This window comes from Bacillus sp. G1(2015b), from assembly GCF_001482475.1.
GTDB lineage: Bacteria > Bacillota > Bacilli > Bacillales > Bacillaceae > Bacillus > Bacillus safensis.
The window spans coordinates 60,465-80,309 of sequence record NZ_LKIC01000030.1 but is presented as its reverse complement, the minus strand read 5'-3'; the positions used below and the strand labels follow the sequence as shown (position 1 = coordinate 80,309).

Here is a 19,845-nt window from a genome sequence, read left to right as displayed (position 1 = left end):
CAAATGAACTTATTAATAAAATTATAAAAATAAACGTCTCAAATTGCAAGGAAAAAGGAATCACTTTCTCTGTTTATCATAACGGCTAAAGCCCCGTCACATCAATATTTACGACATTTGCTCCAGCTTAAAAGTGAACAAATTGTGACGCGCCGGCTTTGATTTTGAGTTTATTTTGCATTTTCATCAAAAAGAGACTATGATGTTGAATTAGATCAATAATCACGTTTTGACGTACAAATGAGGTGGAACATGGTTACTTTTAAATTAACGAGAATTGACATGACAAGACTTCTGTATTCTCTAAAAGGAGAGGGAGATCTGACTCCGCTTCAGCTTTTGAAACTATCTGTAAAAAATGGCAAGGATCATGACTATGATGAATTAAAGATCCCGTCTTTTTTTGAGAAGCTTGAACGGCGGAAGCAAAAATCAGAGCATGGTCTGTCTACAAATGAAATTGTTGAGCTTGGCAACTTGTGTGAGCTGACTTCTCTTAAATCGACGGCGATTCAAAATTGGATCAAACGTGATATTAAAGATATGATTGGCCATCCAGAGCTTGGCAAAAAATACTCTATTGATCAGGTCGTTATTTTATTAATTGTCAGGGATTTAAAATCAGTTTTTGACTTCGATACCATTCGTGTGATCTTATCTGCCTTATTTAACACCATCACAGATCGAACAGATGATATTATTAGTCCAATCCGTTTTTATGAAGCATATGCGCACGTCCTTGATTTTATTTATCACCATACACAATTTCCATTAAAGGAAACAAATTTACGAGAAATAACCGAGGAGCAGACAGACAAGCTCCATGACGAGTTTACAGAATTGACGAAGAGCCAATGGCATTTGATTAAAGGAATTATCAGTTCTACCGTCTTCTCTGTCTTTACTTCTCATTTGCAAAGCACAGCTCAAGAAATGATGTATAATACGCTGCAGCTGAATAAGGGATAAATAAGAACCGAGGTGACTTCCATCACCTCGGCTTTTTTGTACAGCAATTGCCAGCATAATTGCACGCCGTTTTTTTCAAAATAAGAAGGCGCAACAAACATGAGGTGAAAGGAGGAATATGACATGGCAAATCGAAATCAACTTCTTGTTCCTGGAGTAGAACAAGCTTTAGATCAATTTAAATACGAGATCGCGCAAGAATTTGGCGTCACTCTCGGTTCAGATACAGTCTCACGTGCTAACGGTTCTGTTGGTGGTGAAATCACAAAAAGACTCGTTCAACAAGCTCAATCACAAATGGGCAATCAATCTAAATAAAGACATGGTGAAATACGCCGGAGCTATTCTGGCGTTTTTTTATTGTTCATATGTGTGCTCATGCCGGTTCTCGCGATAAGGAAACGGTGCACCTTCCCCTTTTTGCTTTGCATGTTCTCTTTTTTGTTCAGCGGAAGGATTGTTCAGATCCCTGCCGTTTTTTTTTGCGTGTTTTTCCGCATCACCACGTGATGGTCCGTTCCAGTGTCTTCTTTCATCACGATCAGTTGAGTGATTTTTTTTTTGCTCTTTATCGAAAGAAGGAACCTTTTCTTCCTTTATTTTGTTGTCTTTGCTTTCATCCTCAGGTTTTTGAGGCTTTTGAACAGATCCTTGCTCTTCCCTCTCTGCTTCCTTCTGCTCTTTGTCCTCAGCTTCTGGAGCCTCTTGATCTGGCTGCATCTCTTTGCTATCGTCTGTTTTTACGTCTTCTTGTTTGTCTTGATCTGCTTGTTCTTCATCATGTTTCTTAGGATCTTCTTCCTTCACAGCATCGTTCTCTGCTGCGTCTTCATCCTTTTTGATATCTTCATGTTCTTTGTCTTGCATTTCTTGATTTCTAATATATGTTCCTGTTGAAATGCCTGCCTTTTGAGCTTTTTCCCTTGTTTCCAGGTCACTTTCCACAGCTTCCAGCTTATAATTGCGTTTTTGATATTCACCAGAAATGGTATTAATTTTGCTTTTTACGTTTGTTTTATATGTATTGTCCTGCTTGTTTTCATAAACGGTTGAAATATAAATACTTTTAGAGTCGTTCACATATCCTTTTTTGTCACAGTCATCTATAATTTCCTGCACGACTTTGGTCATGTCGTTTTTTTCTAAATCCTTCATACTCGCCAGTACTTGCTTCGCATCTTTATTCAGCGGTGTGACACCGATCACTTGATAATTGTGATCAAGCTTCAGCTCAAAGCTTGGGTTAATGTCAATTGTCATATACGCATATGCTTTTTGACTTGAGAAAGATGGCATCATAGTAAAAATTACGACAATAATCGCTGCTATTGATAGGATTCCTGCATTTAAAGGACGTAAACGAAGCAGGTCAAAAAAACCGGCTCTTTTTCTTTCAAGACGTGATTCATTTGGAAATGTCACTTCTTGGCCGATTTCATAGTTTTGCTCTTCATATTTTGTCCGCAGAAATTGTCCATCAGGGGTCAGCAGCGTGACATATTTTTTGTTTTTCTCTACTATAATGCCTCTTCTCATGAATTAAGCACCCCTTTAAGGTAATCTTTCAAATACACATAATCACCTGTCATAATGATCGCCATCGCAATGATATATTTTCTATTTCTCTCAATCGTTTTGCGGCTGACTTCCACTAGCTTTTCCAGCTGTTTGACCGGCAATTGTTTTTTCTGAAATAAAATCGTTCTCAGCTCATCGTGTTCAACGAGTGTATGGGCTACTTTAATGGCATTTTGCCTGGCATCTGCATGCTTTGGTGAATGCTCAAGCAGCTCTTGAAACGTGAGACCGTATACTTTCAGTCGTTCTTTAAAATGTTCAATCTCTTCTCTTCTATGTTCTTGTTCAATTAAACGCCTATATTCATTTGCAGAGAGCTCTGCTTCAATCATGCTTTGAGAGTATTCGCCATTCTCACTTTCTTGCAGGTCCATTTGAACCGTTGGCGCATTTCTTGCTTCTTTACGAATATAGTCAATCACTTTTCTTTTAATAATTAATTCTGCGAAAGCAAGCAGTGAGTTTCCTTTTTCGGCAGAGTATTTTTCTATCGCTTCATTAAAGGCAATTAAGCCTATGCTGAATTCATCATCTTTTTCATCTATATATCGTTTACAAACGGATGAAACCGTCTTAGCGACAAATGGTTTGTATTGCTCTATTAATGCATTTTGCAGTTCGCTATCACCTTGTTGAATACTGATAGCCGACTGCTCTAATGTTTGCTTTTTCTTTCCTTTTTTAAACAAAAGGCTAAGCAATGGTTTCACCTCAGTTCTCCCTATATTACTCATTTATGATAGCTAATTTATGAGGGAAGCGCAAAGGAAGAAATGAGGAATTCATTTCCTGTTACTCAATTATGACATGTATGTCATCATCTACTTTACAATGTTTCGTCTAAAAGCAAAGAAATAAGGGGGTATCTCCCCCTTATTTGTAATATACGTGTTATGAAAATGAAATGATATTTCTTTCAAAAAACCTACTCTCCCAGGCGCGCCTCTTGTTTCTCCTCGTTTTCCTGCCCGCCTTTTCTTGATGGACTTGATAAAAACCAGCCAAATGCTGCAATTGCGAGAAGCACTGTCCAGAAAATGATTTTCCATAATGCTGAATGGATAAAATGAGACGATACGACCCCAATGGCTGGATGTGACAGTGTATAAAGCGTGAGCTTCACACCCACCCATCCGACAATGACAAATGCTGCTGTTTCTAGGCTCGGTCTTGTTTTGAGCAGTTTCACAAAGACAGTTGCTGCAAATCGCATAATGACAAGACCAATAATACCGCCTAAAAGAATGACAATAAATTGACCGCCATCGAGTCCACCGATTTGCGGAAGACTTGTTTTCGGCAGTGTCACAGCTAAAGCGACGGCCGCTAATATGGAATCAACAGCAAAAGCAATGTCGGCAAGCTCTACTTTCACGACTGTTGCCCAGAAGCCGCTTTGTTTCATATTTGTTTCAGTTTCCTTTTTCTTAAATACGTGCGATTTTAAAATATGGTGAATGGAAATATAAAGAAGATAAATTGCGCCAATGGCTTGAACTTGCCATACATCCACTAAAAACGAAATAAGAAACAGAGAACCAAATCGCATGACAAACGCACCTGCAAGTCCGTAAAACAGTGCCTTTTTTCTTTGTTTTTCAGGAAGGTGTTTGACCATCACGGCCATGACCAGCGCGTTATCAGCTGCTAAAATCCCTTCTAATCCAATCAGTACGAGTAGAACCCACCCGTACTCTAAAATAATGGTTGCATCCATCATCATTCCTCCTTGTTTTTATCTATTGTCCCACAACAGACAAAGGCTTATGAATGCAAAAAAGACCTTTGCCTGTAATGGCAAAGGTCTTGCTAGACATGTGATATGTAGAATCATGCCAACAAAGCCGATGAACATCAGTCCATGTAATGACGACTTTGTTTCCGGTAAAACCGGACGCTACTCCCCTTTGGCGGGATTTAGAATATTTAGATTACTTATATCTTAATCAATAGACACTGGATTGTCAACAGGTGAAATTCACTTCGATCCATTGATTAGGCAGTTGGCGTTTCTGTTTTTCTTTTTCTTCGTTTTAGCAATAAGTAGAGAACAAACAATAACACAACACCGATCCCAATTGGTAAAAGATATGGATCTAAGATGGCGCCAACCTCTTTCCAGTTCTCTCCGAGCATAAATCCAAGATACACATACACAAACGTAATTGGTGTAATTGCCAAAAACGTATACAGGCAAAAGACCCACACATTCATCTTGGCAATACCGCACGGGATGGAGATAAGTGTTCTGACTCCTGGTATGAACCGGCCGCTGAATGCGACGAATCCGCCATGCTTTTCAAAGAAAGCATCCGATTTATCAAGCGACTCAGGTTTTATAAAAAAGTACTTTCCATATTTATTTAAAAAGGGTCTGCCGCCGTAACGTCCTAACCAGTACAAGGTCAAAGGACCAGCCACGCCGCCAATGGAGCCGGCCGCCACAACACCGATAAAAGCCATGTCCCCTTCTGAGACCCAGTAACCCGCAAGAGGCAAAACCACTTCAGCAGGTACAAATTCAATGCATAATGCGAGGAAGATGCCAAAGTATGACAAGTTCTTAAAGGCATCAGCTAAAGAAATAATAAAATCTTCGATGTTTATCAATCCCTTTCAAACATAATCATTTGACTGATTCTATCTCTTTTAGAATCACACCATATATTAAACGAATAAAACCGAAGAAACGATTCGCTTTTCGTCGTTTTTTTACATTAAATTTGATTTTACTATAAAAGAAGGGTGAAAAAAACGTTGATTATTGTATTTAAGTGAAGGAAAGGTGAACACAGAAGCCATTCGATCCGATATATTAAGTATATGTCTGTTTTAAAGTACTGGAGGTTTTCTTACATGACCCATTTAACAGGAAGCTACAATGGATGGCTTGTCTTTCTGTCAATCGCTGTCGCCGCTGTTGCCTCCTACTCAGCTCTTCATATAGCCAGCAGGGTAGCACAATCAAGCGGTGCAAAGAAAAAGGTATGGCTGCTCATTGGTGCAATGATCATGGGAATGGGGATATGGTCGATGCATTTTATTGGCATGATGGCATTTCAAATGCGTGTTGGCATCACATATGATACATACTTACTGATTTTATCGATTTTGGCCTCATTTATCGGATCCTTGATCGCTTTTTCAATATGCATTCAAAAGCAGCTCTCTAAAAGACGGCTGCTCATTAGTTCAATCACCATGGGTTCAGCTATTTGCAGCATGCATTATCTTGGAATGGAATCAATGACCAATGTCTCAATCAGCTATGATCCAGTCCTCTTTTTTCTTTCGTTTTTCATTGCTGCCATTACCTCCTACTTCTCACTGAAGCTCTTCTTTCGTGTTGACCGCACTAAAAGTAAACGGGAGAATTATCTTTTAAAGGGTCTTGGTTCAATGTTGATGGGCGGTGCTATAGCAGGTATGCATTATACTGGTATGGCTGCCTCTACCATGTTTTATCATACAAATGGACAGACCGCTGAAGGTGGTTTTTTTGAAATGTCGCCATTCAGCCTGTCGCTTTTCATAGGATTGATGACACTGATTGTCCAAACGCTGATGATCTTTGGTGCCTATATTGATCACCGGATCATGACACAGTCAGATCAGCTGAAGGAAAATGAACAGCGGTTTCAATCGCTGATCAAGCATAATATAGACGGTATTATCGTGTTATCTGTCCATCGAAAGGTGCTTTCTGCAAATGACTCAGGTAAACAAATCTTAGAGTTGTGCAATTCTAAGATTGGTGATGATGTCAGCCAATATGTGATGCCTACTGAATTGTGGGAAGAATTTATTTCTCAGTCAAAAAAAGCCATTACACGCGAAGCAGAACTGAAAGCAGCAGATCGTTTTTATTATTATCATGTCACTTACATACCTGTCCATGTAAACAATTCACTCGACAGCATTTATCTTGTTTTAAAAGATTTAACGCAGCAGCGGATAGCAGAAAAAGAAATTCATGTGATGGCACATTATGATGCATTAACAGAGCTTCCTAACCGCCGCCACGGCATTAATCATTTAAATGATGTTCTCTCCGCTCAAGAAAAGTCAAAAACATCAACAGCGGTTCTGTTTCTTGACTTAAATCGTTTTAAAATTATTAATGATGCACTTGGGCATAACATCGGAGACTTACTGCTGAAAGCTGCCGCAAATAGACTGACACAATGTTTACCGGACAATGGCTTTATCGCAAGACTTGGCGGCGATGAATTTTTAATGATCTTTCCTCACATGGATCATGATACATATAAAGTCGAACAATTTTCTAAAAATATCATTCATCAATTTGAACGTCCTTTTTTCATCCAGAACCATCAACTCATTACATCGATCAGCATTGGGATCGCTATCTCTCCGCAAAATGGCAAAGACGGAATGGAGCTGATGAGAAAAGCCGATATGGCCATGTATTTATCCAAAAAACATAAGCAAAGCCGTTATGAGTTCTTTACCGAATCCATGGAAAGATTGAGTGAGGACAGGTTAAACCGGGAGCTAGAGCTGAGGGATGCCATTCAAAGAGAACAATTTGTCCTTCACTACCAGCCGCAAGTCAGTGCCAAAACAAGACAGATGACTGGGGTTGAAGCCCTTTTAAGAATGAAGGCACCAGATGGTTCCTTAAAGTCACCTGAGGCTTTTATTGAGCTGGCAGAGGAATCAGGACTGATCATCGATATTGGCAGATGGGTCATTGATACGGCTGGTAAGCAGGCAAAAAGGTGGTATGACGATGGGCTAAAGATCCCTGTGGCTGTGAATTTATCTGCGAAACAATTCAATTCTGAAGACTTAATTGATTTGATCAAGCTGACACTGAAAAAATACGACCTGAAACCGTCCCTCTTGGAGCTTGAAGTCACAGAAAGTATGACAATGGACAATATCAAGCAATCAAAACAAGTGCTAACATCGCTAAAACAACTTGGCGTCCGCATTAGTATTGATGATTTCGGTACAGGCCACAGCTCCTTAAGCTATTTAAAGGATTTACCTATTCATCGACTGAAAATTGATAAATCCTTTATTGAGGATATTTTAAGTGATTCAAAGTCAGAACAGATTACAGGGGCTATTATAGCGATGGGACACCAATTATCTCTCGAAGTGATAGCAGAAGGTGTTGAAACATTTGCACAGGCCCAGCTATTATCTGCCCAGGGCTGTGACGACCTGCAAGGGTTTTATTATGCCAAGCCGCTGCCAGCAAGCGATATCGAAAAATTCATCGCCTATCCGGCTCATCTTGATACATAAAAAAGGTGCCAATCATGGCACCTTCCAGCGTGCAGACAAACCCTCGCATTCGGTGTCAGTCCTGCGTTCCGGTGCTCACGAATGCTCAATTCGCTCCGCTCCGGTACTCGTCCTTCCTAGACTTCAAAGGTTTTCTGTCACGCTGAGCTGAGAACTGAGAAGAAGACAAAGGGCTAAAATAAAGATCACTTTAGCCCTTTGTCCACAATTGAAAAGGTGCCAATCATGGCACCTTTTCGTTTTATCTAAATAATAAATGCTGACTGTGAATACCTGCTTTTTTCAATAGACTAATCAGTTGCTCTTGTTCTTCACGCGTCAGACCAGAGAATGCACGCGCAATCCGAAGAGAGTGGATCGGATAAATCTTGTCAAGATAGCTTCGCCCTTTATCCGTTAAATGGGCATAAACCGAACGTTTATCCTTGGGGTCCTGTTCTCTTTCAATGAAACCATTTCGTTCTAATTTGTCAATTACGTACGTCACATTCCCGCTGACAAGCAGGAGTCTTGAGCCGATTTGCTGAAGCTTTTGAGCACCTCTCGTGTACAGTAATTCAAGTACGGCAAATTCAGTTGGATTAAACCCATGCTCTTTGCTGTCTCTAATACTGTGTTCTGAAACGCTTTTAAATGCTCTTGCAAAAACCTTGTAAAGCGTCATTGAGCGTTCTACTTCTTCTTCATTAAACGATAGTCTCATCACATATCTACCTCTTATAATATTTTTTTAACTTCAAGGCTGTCTTGCGGTGCAGTTGGAGCCTTTCGTAAAAAATAGAAGTACGTTTTTGAAAACCCTTTCAACCACATAAGTGACTCCATTCGTGTTATGTATAAGTTTTCGATATAAACTTTTAAAATCCTTCTTATTTTTCACAATCATCTCGAAAAAAAGCTTTTTCAGCAAACCATCAAGATGCGACACACTTTAACATAATCTGTAAAGAATCTATGGTTTCTTGCACTTCATTCGCCAAATTTCTACAAAATTCAATATTGCTATAATATTAAACAAAAAAAGAACCCTTTATGTGACATACGCACATTTCAAGGGATTTTTACAAACAGCGCTCTGTTTTGTTGAAAAAGAAATGATACTCTTTTTTTAAGTCACTAATTGTCATGTTCTTGGCCGCATCAGGGCTGTAAACCCCCAATGAACATAGCTGCTTCGTATAATAATGTCTTTCTTTTGCTAAAGCTTCTTTTAATATACGCCGCACCGATTATCCCCTCCTATCAAGTGATTTGGATCGGGTGCTTATGAAGACCTCTTATACAAATCATTTTGCATGGCTCTTAGAAGCGCATGTGCATTCTGACCCGCAGCCTGCATGAATTGCTCGAGCAATTCATCCCTCTTCACATCTAATGCGATGATTTCTTTTGCCATACGAATGATCTGTGCTTGCTCCATTATATGCTCCTCCTCCTATGTCAACTCACCATGATTATATGCCGACGTAAGATGCATTGCACATTACCTGTTATCTTTCCTTCCATAGTTTTTTCATTTTTTTCGTTTTTGTGTTATATTTTCTAACAAACGATAGGTTTTTTTACTTCTCGTTCTATATAATATGAAGAAAAGACTTGCAGGGGTGAGTATATGACGCAGGAAGATGTATCTTATAAAGATAAAAAAGTCATTTCAATCGGGATTGTCAGTGAGTTAACAGGGCTTTCCGTCAGGCAAATCCGATATTATGAGGAACGTAAACTCATTTACCCCCAGCGCTCAACAAGAGGCACACGGAAATATTCTTTTGCAGATGTTGAACGTTTAATGGACATCGCCAATAAACGGGAAGACGGTGTGCAGACAGCTGAAATTTTAAAAGACATGAAGAAAAAAGAACAAGCGCTAAAAAGCGGACAATTTAAGAAAAAAATGCTTGAAGGCCAGATTAATGCACACTTTCGGTATAAAAATCGTTAAACAAAAAAGAATCGCTTACTCTTTAAAATCAAAGCTTTGTTCGTATTGATTGTTGCAATTGCTGAATGAAAAAGAGACAGCGATTGCTGCCTCTTTTTTAACTAACGCGCCTGTTAAGTGCAACGAGTTAGTGTTCATCGATTCGTTCAGGAATCGAAACGGTTCGTTCATTGACCACATTCCCAGTGTTTAGAGTCGTTTTAGGTTCAATTAATAGCAAATGAACTTCTTCTTCAGCAATTGGCTGATGTTCAATTCCTTTAGGTATCACAATAAACTCCCCTTCATTAAGAGCTATTTCTTTATCCCTGAAACGGATGACCAGCTTCCCTTTACATACAAAAAACATTTCATCCTCGTCATCATGGTGATGCCAAATGAATTCACCTTTAACTTTTACCATTTTAATGTATGAATCGTTCAATTCTCCGCTTATTCTAGGATTCCAATAATCATTTATTTGCAAAAATTTCTCTTGGATATTCGTCTTAGAAATCAATAGATTCCCTCCTCATTCATTGGAAACGTCTGTTTATCTTTTTCCAGATAAAATTCCCTACCTCACCATCCTCCTCATGATCAAATACCAAGGGACACAATTAGCATCAACCTCTTATATCATTAAGTTTACTTATTCCGTTGGATCACGTAAAATCAAAAAATAACGTATAGTTAATCACAATTTGTGATGCAAAAAGGAGAGTTATTTTGGATATTAAATCTTTGGAAGTTTTTAAAGCCGTTGCAATTGAACAAAGCATCACAAAAGCGGCACAGAAATTAAATTATGTGCAGTCCAATGTTACTGCACGAATCCAACGTCTTGAACAAGAATTAGGAGTTCCTCTTCTCTATCGATATCATAAGAAGATATCTTTAACACCTGCAGGACGCGAACTATTGCCCTATGTAAACAAATTACTCTACGATTTCGAAGAAGCGATAGAGGCAGTAAAGCTTTCCTCTACTCCGCGGGGAACTTTACACATTGGATCTATAGAGTCAACCGCTTCTACAAGATTGCCAAAAATTTTTGCCGAATATCATAAGAATTTTCCACAAGTAGAATTGAGTATGTATATGGCACCTACAGTAGATCAAGTTAACGCTATTCTCAACTACAAGGTAGACGGCGCATTGGTAGATGGGCCCATTCTTCATCCGGAAATTATGGAGTATCCTGTATTGGACGAATCCCTGGTCCTGATTACAAGCTACTCCTCGGAGCAATTCCAGGTAGAATCAATTTTACACGAACCATTGCTCTCGTCATTCGCTCATTGCATCTATTTAGGCCGTTGGCAGCAATGGCTAGAGAGCAGCGGTTATCCTCCTATGAAGGTAATGGAATATGGTACTTTAGAGGGCGTGCTTAAATGCGTTGAAAACGGACTGGGAGTTACCGTATTGCCAAAATCTATGGTTGAATCCCGGGTGCAAGGCGGCTTTACCTGTCATCCATTACCGGAGCCACATAGAATAGTACCCACTGTGTTTATAAGGCGCCGCGATTCTTACATGACCAGTGCCCTCTCACACTTTATGGAGTTAATGGGTATAACTGATTTGTGATAAAAAAGAGGATAGGAGAGCTTATTTTTGTCGGCTCTTCTATCCTTTTAAATATACCTTGACTTTTATTTAGAGGATGCCTCAGACCCTTCAACAACCCCTACAAAGTCAATTAGCACACCGCCTCTTTCTGGATCTTCTTTCACCCGGAGGGCAAGTGCCTTTTTCTTCCCGGTTTTTGCATCTTCGTAATTCGCATGGAACACATGAATGCTGGCTTCTTCCAATTGAAAGTCCTCATAAGAAAGTGTGTCTATGCCCCATTCTTTTTTCAATTTCAGAATGTCATTTGGGCTCGGGACCGCACCTTCGACGTAGACGTCTTCCATTTTTCTTTTATTTCCTTCAGTGATGGCTTCAAGCATATGCTCTGCAGCCACTAGCCTCCGGTCTTTCCCCTCGTCTTCCCTTTGACATGCATTCAGCAAAAGCAAACACATCACAATGAATAAAAACTTCTTCATGTTTCTCTCCCACCTTCTCCTTAAAATGTAAAGGATGGAAGCGCTATATGCAATCTTTATACAAAAAAAGACTGTAAAACGTCATGTTTTACAGTCTTCTTGCTACATAAGTGTATGGAGGAATGCTGTCGCAATTCCAAAATAGATGAGCAGTGATAAAATATCATTCAATGTTGTAATAAGCGGCCCAGATGCAATAGCAGGGTCGACGTTTAATCTGTGTAAAATAATAGGCACGATCGTACCTGCCATCGTTCCAATAATCAGTGTGGCAAGTAGTGAGGACCCGACAACAAAACCTAAAATCATATTGCCCTGCCACACCATTGCGACGACTGTAATAATGATGGAACAGACAATCCCAATGTAAATACTGGTTCGGAGCTCTCTAAAAATCAGGCGTACAATGGTTTTTTTAGTTAATTCCTCTTTTGAAAGTCCTCTAATGACGACCGCTAGCGACTGTGTCCCTGTATTCCCTGTCATCCCAGCAATCATTGGCATGAAGAAGGCTAAAGCGACGACTTGCTGAAGGGTATCTTCAAAGTAATTTAAAATACTGCCTGAAATCAGCCCAATGAATAAGAGCAAAATGAGCCACGGGAGACGTCGGTATGCTGCAACAAAAGCGGGCGTGTCGAATGTTATATCTTTACCAGAGGCTGCGAACTTCTCATAGTCTTCTCCTGCCTCTTGGATGACGACATCAATGATATCATCGACTGTGACGATTCCGACGAGGACATTGTTCTCTTCCACGACAGGAATGGCAAGAAAATCATACCGTTCAATCAGCTTGGCGATTTCTTCCTGATCCTGAAAGGCTCCAACGGCAATGACTCTTGTAAACATAAGATCCTGCACTTTTTCATCTGGTTCACCTAAAATGAGATCGCGGTAGGACAGAACCCCTACAAGCTGCTTTTGATCGTTAATGACATATAAATAGTTGATCGATTCTGCAATTTCAGCAAAGCTTTTCAACTTCACAACTGCGTCCTGAACCGTATAGTGCTGAGGAATCCATACGTACCGGTTGGTCATAATCCGGCCTGCTGTCTCAGCAGGATAATTCATGAGAAGCTGGACGGCCTTTGATTCCTCTGCCTCCATGTTTGATAAAAGCTGATCTTTCAGCTCATCATCCATTTCATCAAACAAGTTGGCTAGGTCATCGTTATCCATTTTGTTTGTGACGAAGGTGGCTTTGTCTTTCCCTACTTTTTCAAGCACAATTTCTTGGTACTCGCGCTCAAGCTCACCCATCATTTCCGTCACATCATCGACTGTTAAAAAGCTAAGGAAGCGGCCGCGGTGTTTTTCTGGAAGTTCTTTAAATAAATAGGCCATATCATATGGCTGAAGTTCTTCCATAATGTTTTTGAATTCTTTGCGTTTGCCATCTCTTAACAAAATAATGATTCTTAAAATGAGTTCATCGTACGTAATGTTCTGTATCATCGCTGTTACCTCCCCAAAGTCAGGAGATACCCGAATCCCTTAGAATGTGCGGGGGTCAGGATCTCCTCTGTCTGATGCGTCAATCTGATCTTTTGACATACTCTCTATGTGTCTCGAATCGGGATGATCCATCCCCACACCTCCTTTTCTCATAAAAAAGCACCTTCAACCGAATGAAGGCGCTTTGTAAGCATGACAAAATAAACACTTGCTCCTTCAATCGTAGAGCTTTAGCACTGTATGGCATAGGATAAAATCCAGCTGCATTAAAAATCACCTTATGTCGATGATTTCTGTTGACCCATTGGCGTCTTTGGACATTTTTGGGCAGCAGCGTATCTCCATACAGGAGCCTCACCTAACGAAGTCTCATATTGTTAACACACTGAGATTACAGAAAAAGCGGAATGATGTCAATAAGCAAGATGCCAAGTATTCTTATGTATTCGCTTACTTTTCAAAAAAAGAGCGATGGACAACTCTTACCATCGCCCTTTCATGTCTTTTTATTCCTCTTCCGGCTGATTCATATCCTCTTGGGAGAGGAGATGAAAGGAATCATGCAAAAACAAAGCATATCCTTCTCCATCAGGATGCGGAACGTATTCCGCATAATCCATTGTCTGCTCTTCTTCTTTTTTCTTCATATTCTCTCGCCTCCTTTCCCGTAGTTTGTCCCAATGAAAAAACCTTACACATGAAAGTGTAAGGTTTGATGATGGCTTAATCATCCCATTCTTGCTTCAGGATTTTGCCCGTTTTAGCGGAAATCTCAAAATCAACTTCCTCGCCGCTTGGTGTTGTGATTTCAACTTCATAGATGTACACACCATTTTCTTTATCTAGATCAGAATCGGTGACTGTGCCTTTTACTTTTGCAAGAGCAATTTTTTCAGCTTGTTTTTTCGTGATCTTCACATTCTGTTTCTTTTCTTTGACTGGATCATTCAGCGCTTTTCCAGTTTTTGCATCGACATATACTTTATATTCAAAGCCGCCTTTTTTAATCTCGACCTCATACACCCATTTTCCTTTTTTACGCTCAAGATCCACATCGTCTACATAGCCTTTCACCACTTTTAAGGCTGCTTTTTCAGCTTGTTTCTTTGAAACAAAAGACGATTTCTTTTGCACGACTTGCTCGGCGTTTGCTGTTTGATTTGTATTTTGCGCTTGAAGTGTGAAACCACCTGCGACAAGAGTTCCCGTTAATGCAGTAGCTACTAGTACTTTTTTCATCATGTTCATTTCCTCCTCTTTTTGATTTCTTCTATATCTTAAGAAAACAAGATGATAAAGGAAGGAAAGAAACATGAGAATATCATGAGAAAAGGATTAGTTTTCGTACGTAATGCCCTCAATGTCTCCTGTATAGGCGTTCACAAGTACCTCTGCCTCTCTGCCGTCAGGCAAATCCAGCTCCACCTCAAATACGAGCATACCGCTGAATGTTTCAAGATCGGCATCATCCACTGTTCCGCCAACTTCTTTGACAGCAATTTGGATGGCTTCCTCGACAGTGATTTTTGTGAGCTTCTTTTCTTTAGAGGTTGGTTTTTTCTTTTCTGCTTCAAGCACCTTGAATGACTGTTTGTCGACCTCGACTTGATACAATTCTTTTTTTGATTGGATGGTAAAAATAAAACGATCTGTCGTCTCTTTTTTTTGAATGACGGTTCCGCTCACCTTTTTAACAGCCGCCTCTTCTGCCTGGAGCTCAGCATTTTTTTCATTCGGCTTCTGATAGCTTTTTAACTGTCTAATTTCTTTCATTTGACCGCTTGCAGAAGATGCAATGATTTGGTAGATGCCATTTGCATTTTCCAGCGTCAATGTATAGTCCTGTTTATGGTTGATTAGATCAATATGTGTAATGTTTCCATTGTAGTCTTTTGAGATCATTTTTTTCATTTCTGCTTCACTTAATATTTTATGATCAATGGTTTGGATCATGAGCATTGCAAAGGCCGCAAGAATTGCAAGACATCCTGCGAGCGCAAGCACCATTTTCGTTTTTCTAGACATGCAGCGCCTCCTTCCTATTTCCTATTTTATAAGGAGGAAATGAGAAATTGATGAGAAAAGACCCATTCATTTCTGAAAAAGAATGGTCATGGCTGTCCCTTCGCCGATACGGCTGTCTACCTTCAGCTCGGCCCCATGTTCTTCTGCAATTTGCTTCGCAATTGAAAGACCAAGTCCGGTTCCGCCCGTCTCGCTATTTCTCGCTTCATCCACACGGAAAAAGCGGTCAAAGATTTTCGGCAGATCCTCTTCTTTTATACCGATTCCTTGATCAATCACTGAAATAAATGGCTTGTCTCCTGCCCATCCGCAGGTCACATCAACTGGCTCTCTACTATATTTGACCGCATTATCAATTAAGATGGTCAAAAGCTGTTTGATTTTCTCTTCGTCTCCTTCTGCGATCAGCGGCTGATCTGTCTGCACATGGGATTGAATCGTTCGATTGGTGGCCACCTCAAGTGTATGACATAGCTGCTTGCACAAATGACCAAGATCAACCGGCTTCATATCCAAGTATAACGGCTGACCGTTTTTCGCCAATGTCAGTAATTGATCTGTCAGTCTTTTCATTTTTTTCGCTTCATCATGAATCGCTTGGGAAGATTCTTCTACAACCTCTGGACGTGTTTGCCCCCAGCGTTTTAGTAAATTGCTGTAGCTCATAATGACGGTAATCGGAGTCTTTAATTCATGAGAGGCATCATGCAAAAATTGCTGTTCTTTTTCATAATGCTTCTCGAGAATCTCGGACATTTCATTAAAGGTTTGTCCCATTTGATATAGTTCATCCTTTGAATCGCCTGTTAATTCAATTCGTTTAAACGCCTTCTCTTTCATACTTGCCTTCATGGTACTCGTTATTCTGCTAATCGGCCGGACAATTTGCTTTGTTAACACGTGGCCTGCAAAATAGGAAAGCACAATAAACAAAACGCCGGTTGTGATTAAAATCATTTTTAATAACGCTAAGTTCTCTTCCGTATTTTCGATTTCTTCATATACTTGAAGCGACATAATCTCACCATTTGTCCAAATGACCGGAATAGCAGCGAACGCAACCATATGCTTATTGTATTCTTTGATTTCAGCCGTCTGGCCAGATTCGTATGTAAAAGGCAGTGAGCTAAACGTTGATTCCTTTGTGACAGTCAGTTTTGACTCTCCCGATTCTGTCACGACACGGATCATGCCATTTTGAGGCAGGTACGCCTTCAGCAGCTCCGAGGACGGAAGACCCTCTTCCTCTGATTTTTTTAAAGCAATGGCAATATTTTCAGCCACCTCAGACAAACGGGACATATCTTTTTGCGTCAAGGTCATCGAAAAAATAAAATAAATGGCTGTATGAAACAAGAGCACCATTAAAAACAAAGACAACGACGTATAAAGCTGAATCTTATTTTTTAATCTCATTCTTTATCCTTTCATCACATAACCCACACCTCTCACTGTGTGAATCAGCTGTTTTTCGAATGGGTAATCGATTTTTTTCCTTAAATAACGGATATAGACATCTACCACGTTTGTATCACCAAAATAATCAAAACCCCAAACCGCTGTTAAAAGCTGATCTCTTGTGAGCACTTGCTGCTGATGGTTCAGTAAGTGGACAAGCAGGTCATATTCTCTCGGCGTGAGTTCAAGCATTTGCCCAGCCCTTTGTATTTCTCTTGTTTTCTCGTTGACCGTTAAATCTGCTATGCTCAGCTCTGTATCCTTTTCTTCTTGTGCATGTATATTCAGTCTTAGCTGCGCGCGAATTCGTGCTAATAATTCTTCTATGTCAAAAGGTTTTGTTATATAATCATTCGCCCCAAGATCGAGCCCGCTTACTTTATCAGGGACACTTCCCCTTGCTGTAATCAAAATAATGGGTGTCGCTGTATTTGTCTTTCGAACCCTTCTCAGCACTTCAAGACCGCTTAACTCTGGAAGCATAACGTCAAGCAGCACCAAATCAAAGCTGTCTTCTTCAAGAGCCTGAAGGCCGGCCATTCCTGTCTCTTTGACTGTCACCTCATATCCTTCATATTCAAGTTCAAGTGACAGCACCCTTGCGATTTTCTTTTCATCTTCGACTACGAGTATCTTCCCTTTGTTCATCTCTATCTCTCCTATCTGAAAGGCAAGCTTGTCTTTCCATTATTATATGTTGCCTTTCTCATTTGGAACAGTCACAATCTTCACATCTATTTTTTCATAAAAGAAGAAATATATTGAATGAAGTTGTTTTTTAACACAGTAACCGCACATCAATTGAAAGGAAAATAAAACGGCTAACCACTCAAAAAAAGACCTCATCTTGAGGCCTGTTTACTTTTTTATAGGTCTGCTGACAAAGAGCTGATCTACTGAAGTTCCTAAAACAAAAGCTATGTCAAAAGCTAATTGCAAAGTGGGGTCATATTTATCATTTTCGATCGCATTAATGGTTTGTCTCGACACCTTACAAAGTTTAGCTAATTCTTCTTGAGACAATTTATTAGATTTTCTTAGCTCTCTAATATGATTCTGCATTTAATCACCATATTTTTTTCTGTAAATGAGGAATGTGAATACATATATTATTGAAACCACAGACAGGAACGCGATAGGTGAAATCCCAATCCCCTGATTTGAGTTCCCTTGAATCGTTAGAAAAATATTTTGTGCGACTTCTAATAAAAGCATACCGAAAACCACAATAAACGCATAAGATTGAGCTTTCGAGTAAATAAATCTCTTTCGTTCATCACCCTTTTGAATCATCGAAGTGATCAAAATGAACAATCCGATCAATAATATTATAACTGAATAGACAACCTTTACGTAATCCAATCTTTAGTCCCCTTTCAAATAAAATGTCAAATAGTCTTTACATTTATAATCATAGCATTAGTCCCTTAAATGTCAAATACTTTTTACATTTCTTATTCTTTATAAAGTTATCATTGAAAAGCAATAATCTGCTCTCATGGTTTATCTATTTTCTTCTCTTCTTTCATCTATTGATTCTTTTTCAATCTGCCTATTTTAGTTCTATTCACCCATTTTCATCTGTACAGGTGCAACCTCACTATGCAGCATTTCCTTCTTTTTCATATGATATCAAGAGTTTTCTTCAAAAGGTGAGCTCTTTCGTCAATAAGTGAGGAGAACTGCACTTTTGATAATAGATTGATTATTTGAAAAATTATTACAATTGACCCTTTCCGATCAAAAGTTTCTTTTATACAATAACATTACGCAGCCTGAATCTACTTTGAAAACAAAATAAGGAGGGCTTTCTTATGAAAGGTGAAATTCGCTTAATTCCGTATGAAGTAAAAGCCAATGTGATGGAAGCGAAAGAGACGCCGGAAAGTATTCAGGAGATTAAAGCACCCGAACTTTGGTCAAGTGGCTTCAAAGGAAAAGGCATAACCATTGCTGTCCTTGATACAGGCTGTGACACAGAGCATCCCGACTTAAAAGATCAGATTATCGGAGGAAAGAACTTTACCGACGATGACAATGGAGATGCTGAAAATGTCAAAGACTACAATGGGCATGGTACCCATGTAGCAGGAACGATTGCCGCAACAGATCAAAATGGCGGAATTTTAGGGGTTGCCCCTGAAGCCAAGCTGCTCATCGTGAAAGTTCTTGGCGGTGAAAATGGCAGCGGAAAATATGAATGGATCATTGATGGCATCAACTATGCTGCAGAGCAGAAGGTAGATATTATCTCCATGTCTCTCGGTGGTCCAAGCAATGAGCCAGCCCTGCAGGAAGCCATTCAAAATGCGGTGAAAAGCGGTGTGCTTGTTGTATGTGCAGCAGGAAATGAAGGGGACGGGGACGAGCGTACGGAAGAGTTCTCCTACCCAGCAGCATACAATGAAGTCATTGCCGTCGGTTCTGTTTCCCTTGCTAGAGAATCCTCTGAATTTTCTAATGCCAATAAAGAAATCGACCTCGTCGCTCCAGGAGAAGACATTTTATCCACTCTCCCTAACCATAAATATGGCAGACTCACAGGGACTTCAATGGCTGCCCCTCACGTAAGCGGTGCACTAGCCATTATCAAAAATGCCGAAGAAGAAGCGTTCCAGCGCAAGCTGACAGAGCCTGAGATCTATGCTCAGCTTGTCAGAAGAACCCTTCCATTAAAACAGTCGAAAGCCCTTGTAGGGAATGGATTTTTATATTTAACTGCGCCTGATGTCCTTTTAGAAAAAACATTGGAAGCAGATCTTTTATCTCTATAGCTTAAAAAGAGGTCCTGAGAAAAGTAAGAATTTTCTCAGGATTTTTTTAATTAAAATTATTCAAAATTTACTTTGACGAAATGAAGTGAACGTTATATAATCGAACACAATAAATTCATAGTTTGAGAGTCGGTAATTCGATTACACGTCGAATTTTAATTGGGAAGACCGGTGAAAATCCGGCGCGGTCCCGCCACTGTGAGTGAGGAGAGCTTTTCTCAGTAATCCACTGTCATTAAGATGGGAAGGATGAAAAGCTTGCAGATTCACCAGCCAGGATACCAGCCGCTCTATCACATCAAACCCCCTACGGTTGATAGGAGAT

The 19,845-nt window shown here is 39.8% G+C and carries 22 protein-coding genes and 3 riboswitches; of the genes, 6 read left to right on the top strand and 16 right to left on the bottom strand.

What is annotated here, in order from left to right; genetic code table 11:
- Window positions 1–252: 252 nt before the first annotated feature.
- Window positions 253–969: a DUF1836 domain-containing protein gene (locus AMR95_RS17255; RefSeq protein WP_039178049.1), complete on the top strand. Its 717-nt coding sequence runs from the start codon at window positions 253–255 to the stop codon at window positions 967–969.
- A 123-nt stretch (window positions 970–1,092) separates the two neighbouring features.
- Complete coding sequence (locus tag AMR95_RS17250; RefSeq protein ID WP_024424662.1) at window positions 1,093–1,287, top strand: alpha/beta-type small acid-soluble spore protein; 195 nt, start codon at window positions 1,093–1,095, stop codon at window positions 1,285–1,287.
- Between the two features lie 39 nt (window positions 1,288–1,326).
- Here AMR95_RS17250 and AMR95_RS17245 read toward each other — a convergent pair whose 3' ends face one another.
- The 4 genes from AMR95_RS17245 to AMR95_RS17230 form a co-directional block, all read right to left on the bottom strand.
- Window positions 1,327–2,505: an anti-sigma-I factor RsgI family protein gene (locus tag AMR95_RS17245; RefSeq protein WP_058838966.1), complete on the bottom strand. Its 1,179-nt coding sequence runs from the start codon at window positions 2,503–2,505 to the stop codon at window positions 1,327–1,329.
- Window positions 2,502–3,257, bottom strand: coding sequence for an RNA polymerase sigma factor SigI (gene sigI, locus AMR95_RS17240; RefSeq protein WP_039178045.1), 756 nt, complete (start codon window positions 3,255–3,257; stop codon window positions 2,502–2,504). The genes AMR95_RS17245 and sigI overlap by 4 nt, the downstream gene beginning before the upstream one ends.
- Window positions 3,258–3,472: 215 nt before the next feature.
- Window positions 3,473–4,264, bottom strand: coding sequence for a TerC family protein (locus AMR95_RS17235; RefSeq protein ID WP_058838965.1), 792 nt, complete (start codon window positions 4,262–4,264; stop codon window positions 3,473–3,475).
- A gap of 31 nt (window positions 4,265–4,295) precedes the next feature.
- A riboswitch (yybP-ykoY riboswitch) is annotated at window positions 4,296–4,465 on the bottom strand.
- A gap of 77 nt (window positions 4,466–4,542) precedes the next feature.
- On the bottom strand, window positions 4,543–5,157 hold the full coding sequence (locus tag AMR95_RS17230; RefSeq protein WP_039178042.1) for a DedA family protein: 615 nt from the start codon (window positions 5,155–5,157) through the stop codon (window positions 4,543–4,545).
- Between the two features lie 246 nt (window positions 5,158–5,403).
- Between AMR95_RS17230 and AMR95_RS17225 the strand changes: the two genes are divergently transcribed.
- Window positions 5,404–7,824, top strand: a complete 2,421-nt coding sequence (locus AMR95_RS17225; RefSeq protein WP_058838964.1) for a bifunctional diguanylate cyclase/phosphodiesterase — start codon at window positions 5,404–5,406, stop codon at window positions 7,822–7,824.
- Window positions 7,825–8,065: 241 nt separating this feature from the next.
- On the opposite strand, the gene AMR95_RS17220 is transcribed toward AMR95_RS17225, so the two are convergent.
- The 3 genes from AMR95_RS17220 to AMR95_RS19295 all read right to left on the bottom strand — a co-directional run bounded on the left by AMR95_RS17220 (window position 8,066) and on the right by AMR95_RS19295 (window position 9,244).
- Window positions 8,066–8,530: a MarR family winged helix-turn-helix transcriptional regulator gene (locus tag AMR95_RS17220; RefSeq protein WP_095408317.1), complete on the bottom strand. Its 465-nt coding sequence runs from the start codon at window positions 8,528–8,530 to the stop codon at window positions 8,066–8,068.
- Between the two features lie 355 nt (window positions 8,531–8,885).
- Window positions 8,886–9,050: a hypothetical protein gene (locus tag AMR95_RS17215; RefSeq protein ID WP_024426818.1), complete on the bottom strand. Its 165-nt coding sequence runs from the start codon at window positions 9,048–9,050 to the stop codon at window positions 8,886–8,888.
- Window positions 9,051–9,088: 38 nt separating this feature from the next.
- On the bottom strand, window positions 9,089–9,244 hold the full coding sequence (locus tag AMR95_RS19295) for a hypothetical protein (protein WP_099663201.1): 156 nt from the start codon (window positions 9,242–9,244) through the stop codon (window positions 9,089–9,091).
- Between the two features lie 192 nt (window positions 9,245–9,436).
- On the opposite strand from AMR95_RS19295, the gene AMR95_RS17210 reads away from it, so the two are divergent.
- Window positions 9,437–9,766 (top strand): MerR family transcriptional regulator, encoded by a 330-nt coding sequence (locus AMR95_RS17210; protein ID WP_024424656.1) that lies wholly within the window; start codon window positions 9,437–9,439, stop codon window positions 9,764–9,766.
- A gap of 127 nt (window positions 9,767–9,893) precedes the next feature.
- On the opposite strand, the gene AMR95_RS17205 is transcribed toward AMR95_RS17210, so the two are convergent.
- Window positions 9,894–10,265: a cupin domain-containing protein gene (locus tag AMR95_RS17205; RefSeq protein WP_082672266.1), complete on the bottom strand. Its 372-nt coding sequence runs from the start codon at window positions 10,263–10,265 to the stop codon at window positions 9,894–9,896.
- 209 nt (window positions 10,266–10,474) lie between these two features.
- Here AMR95_RS17205 and AMR95_RS17200 point away from each other — a divergent pair, with 209 nt between their 5' ends.
- Window positions 10,475–11,338: a LysR family transcriptional regulator gene (locus AMR95_RS17200; RefSeq protein WP_047202741.1), complete on the top strand. Its 864-nt coding sequence runs from the start codon at window positions 10,475–10,477 to the stop codon at window positions 11,336–11,338.
- A 65-nt stretch (window positions 11,339–11,403) separates the two neighbouring features.
- On the opposite strand, the gene AMR95_RS17195 is transcribed toward AMR95_RS17200, so the two are convergent.
- The 8 genes from AMR95_RS17195 to AMR95_RS17165 form a co-directional block, all read right to left on the bottom strand.
- On the bottom strand, window positions 11,404–11,802 hold the full coding sequence (locus AMR95_RS17195; RefSeq protein ID WP_058838963.1) for a hypothetical protein: 399 nt from the start codon (window positions 11,800–11,802) through the stop codon (window positions 11,404–11,406).
- Window positions 11,803–11,904: 102 nt separating this feature from the next.
- Window positions 11,905–13,263 carry a magnesium transporter gene (gene mgtE, locus AMR95_RS17190; protein WP_048238682.1) on the bottom strand — a complete coding sequence of 453 codons (1,359 nt, stop codon included), beginning with the start codon at window positions 13,261–13,263 and terminating at the stop codon, window positions 11,905–11,907.
- Window positions 13,264–13,471: 208 nt separating this feature from the next.
- Window positions 13,472–13,636: riboswitch (M-box (ykoK) riboswitch) on the bottom strand.
- Between the two features lie 133 nt (window positions 13,637–13,769).
- Window positions 13,770–13,910: a hypothetical protein gene (locus tag AMR95_RS19290; RefSeq protein WP_180272400.1), complete on the bottom strand. Its 141-nt coding sequence runs from the start codon at window positions 13,908–13,910 to the stop codon at window positions 13,770–13,772.
- Between the two features lie 76 nt (window positions 13,911–13,986).
- On the bottom strand, window positions 13,987–14,505 hold the full coding sequence (locus AMR95_RS17185) for a PepSY domain-containing protein (protein WP_039178030.1): 519 nt from the start codon (window positions 14,503–14,505) through the stop codon (window positions 13,987–13,989).
- A 93-nt stretch (window positions 14,506–14,598) separates the two neighbouring features.
- The gene (locus AMR95_RS17180) at window positions 14,599–15,288 is read right to left on the bottom strand and encodes a PepSY domain-containing protein (protein WP_058838962.1); all 690 of its coding nucleotides are present in this window, start codon (window positions 15,286–15,288) and stop codon (window positions 14,599–14,601) included.
- Between the two features lie 66 nt (window positions 15,289–15,354).
- On the bottom strand, window positions 15,355–16,704 hold the full coding sequence (locus AMR95_RS17175) for an ATP-binding protein (protein ID WP_058838961.1): 1,350 nt from the start codon (window positions 16,702–16,704) through the stop codon (window positions 15,355–15,357).
- A 3-nt stretch (window positions 16,705–16,707) separates the two neighbouring features.
- Entirely contained in the window at window positions 16,708–17,394 is a 687-nt protein-coding gene (locus AMR95_RS17170) for a response regulator transcription factor (protein ID WP_058838960.1), read from the bottom strand.
- Window positions 17,395–17,604: 210 nt separating this feature from the next.
- Window positions 17,605–17,808 (bottom strand): helix-turn-helix transcriptional regulator, encoded by a 204-nt coding sequence (locus tag AMR95_RS17165; protein ID WP_039178022.1) that lies wholly within the window; start codon window positions 17,806–17,808, stop codon window positions 17,605–17,607.
- A gap of 752 nt (window positions 17,809–18,560) precedes the next feature.
- On the opposite strand from AMR95_RS17165, the gene AMR95_RS17155 reads away from it, so the two are divergent.
- Window positions 18,561–19,520 (top strand): S8 family peptidase, encoded by a 960-nt coding sequence (locus AMR95_RS17155; protein WP_041085049.1) that lies wholly within the window; start codon window positions 18,561–18,563, stop codon window positions 19,518–19,520.
- A gap of 112 nt (window positions 19,521–19,632) precedes the next feature.
- Window positions 19,633–19,824, top strand: a riboswitch (cobalamin riboswitch).
- Window positions 19,825–19,845: the final 21 nt, after the last annotated feature.